This window comes from Planktothrix paucivesiculata PCC 9631, from assembly GCF_900009265.2.
GTDB lineage: Bacteria > Cyanobacteriota > Cyanobacteriia > Cyanobacteriales > Microcoleaceae > Planktothrix > Planktothrix paucivesiculata.
Genome location: NZ_LR735029.1, coordinates 130,024 through 132,122, shown reverse-complemented (window position 1 = coordinate 132,122; position 2,099 = coordinate 130,024). Strand labels below are relative to the sequence as shown.

Genomic DNA, 2,099 nt, shown 5'->3' with positions numbered 1-2,099 from the left:
GGTTTAGGTAATGCTTACAATTCCCTAGGACGCTACGAAGAAGCGATATCCTATTACCAGCAATCTCTGGAAATTTACCGAGAGATTGGGGATAGAGGGGGGGAAGCTATTTCTTTAATCGGTTTAGGTAATGCTTACAATTCCCTAGGACGCTACGAAGAAGCGATATCCTATTACCAGCAATCTCTGGAAATTTACCGAGAGATTGAGAATAGACAGGGGGTAGCTGCTTCTTTACTTGGTTTAGGCATTGCTTACAATTCCCTAGGACGCTACGAAGAAGCGATATCCTATTACCAGCAATCTCTGGAAATTTACCGAGAGATTGGGGATAGAGGGGGGGAAGCTATTTCTTTAATCGGTTTAGGTAATGCTTACAATTCCCTAGGACGCTACGAAGAAGCGATATCCTATTACCAGCAATCTCTGGAAATTTACCGAGAGATTGAGAATAGACAGGGGGTAGCTGCTTCTTTATTCTATTTAGGCGTTACTTACAATTCCCTAGGACGCTACGAAGATGCTATATCCTATCATCAGCAATCTCTGGAAATTTGCCGAGAGATTGGGGATAGAGGGGGGGAAGCTATTTCTTTAATCGGTTTAGGCAATGCTTACAATTCCCTAGGACGCTACGAAGATGCTATATCCTATCATCAGCAATCTCTGGAAATTTGCCGAGAGATTGGGAATAGAGGGGGGGAAGCTGCTTCTTTAAATGGTTTAGGAGAAGTCTATGATGCTTTAGAAAACTATCAACAAGCTCTTTCTTTGTATCAAGAGGCTTTGACTATTGCAACAGAAATCAAAAGTCCTCAATCCCAAGCTGAAATCTGGTTTAACTTTGGTAAAACCCTAACTAAACTTAACCGCATTCCCGACGCCATAGGTGCGTACCGTAATGCTCGCCAATTCTATCAACAAATGCAACTCGATCACAAAATCCAAGAATGCGATCGCGCCCTTGAGCAACTTGAAATCCCACCCATTCCGCCATCCCCGACCCGGTGGCAAAAAATTCGTCGCTGGTTTAGTCAAATCAAGCAATTTTTCCGCCAGTTATTCTCCTAGTCCTAACCCCATATTTCGGTTAACATCAACCCCCAAATTTAATCTATGTTTTAAGGAAAATAAAATGGACTCACCGACTCAACGAAACATGATCATAACTTACACAAAAGTTAATCAAAAACAACAAAAAAACGACTTCACCTATTGGCAAAAACAACCCTATTTAGAACGCCTTGCAGCCCTAGAACAAATTCGTCAAGACTATCATCAATGGAAATATCATGCTGAACCAAGACTTCAAAGAATTTATAGAATTATTAAACAACAATAACGTGCGATATCTAGTGATTGGAGGTTATGCCGTTGCTATTCATGGTCATCCTCGTTATACTAAAGACATTGATATCTGGATTGAAATGAAACCAGATAATGCAGAAAATTTGGTAAAAGCCTTAGATGAATTTGGCTTTGGTACATTAAACTTAAAACCAGAAGACTTTCTTGAAGCCGATCAAATTATTCAATTAGGCTACCCACCAAGCCGGATTGATTTATTAACAACTCCCGACGGTGTTGATTTCCAAACCTGCTATCAAACACGCATTGAAATTACAGTTAATGATGTAATTGTAAAATTCATAGATTTGGAAAATCTCAGAAAAAACAAACTCGCATCAGGAAGAAATCAAGACCTTGCAGACCTCGAAAATTTACAAGATTAATGAAACAACAATATCCTCTATTTTCCCAAGTCGCCCTAACAGAAGATTTACCCAAATATCACCTCAAACAAGGAGATATTGCCACCATTGTTGAGTATTATCCAATGGATAATCAAGAAGATGGGTATAGTTTAGAAGGGTTTGATGTCCCGCATATTACCATTGAAGTTGCCGCCTCACAAATTATTCCCGTTAGTCAGTATTCTAGGGAAGAAGCGATTTTAGACAAGTTACGTCAGCTATCCCAAACCAGACAGCGACAACTTGAAGAATACACAGGTCAATTTATTGCCGATTTATCTTTACAAAATAATGAAGTGATCAACTGTATATTTATGGAAGAAAACCGATTTTTACATCGTCAAG

4 protein-coding genes are annotated in these 2,099 nt (G+C 39.4%); all 4 read left to right on the top strand.

The window, feature by feature from the left end; genetic code table 11:
- Positions 1-1,071 (top strand): tetratricopeptide repeat protein (locus PL9631_RS25210; protein WP_156090706.1); only part of this gene is annotated, 1,071 nt, incomplete at its 5' end.
- Between the two features lie 64 nt (positions 1,072-1,135).
- Positions 1,136-1,342 (top strand): hypothetical protein, encoded by a 207-nt coding sequence (locus PL9631_RS25205; protein ID WP_231516856.1) that lies wholly within the window; start codon positions 1,136-1,138, stop codon positions 1,340-1,342.
- The gene (locus PL9631_RS25200) at positions 1,293-1,733 is read left to right on the top strand and encodes a DUF6036 family nucleotidyltransferase (RefSeq protein WP_083624703.1); all 441 of its coding nucleotides are present in this window, start codon (positions 1,293-1,295) and stop codon (positions 1,731-1,733) included. The genes PL9631_RS25205 and PL9631_RS25200 overlap by 50 nt, the downstream gene beginning before the upstream one ends.
- Positions 1,733-2,099 (top strand): DUF4926 domain-containing protein (locus PL9631_RS25195; protein WP_083624708.1); only part of this gene is annotated, 367 nt, incomplete at its 3' end. The genes PL9631_RS25200 and PL9631_RS25195, both read left to right, overlap by 1 nt.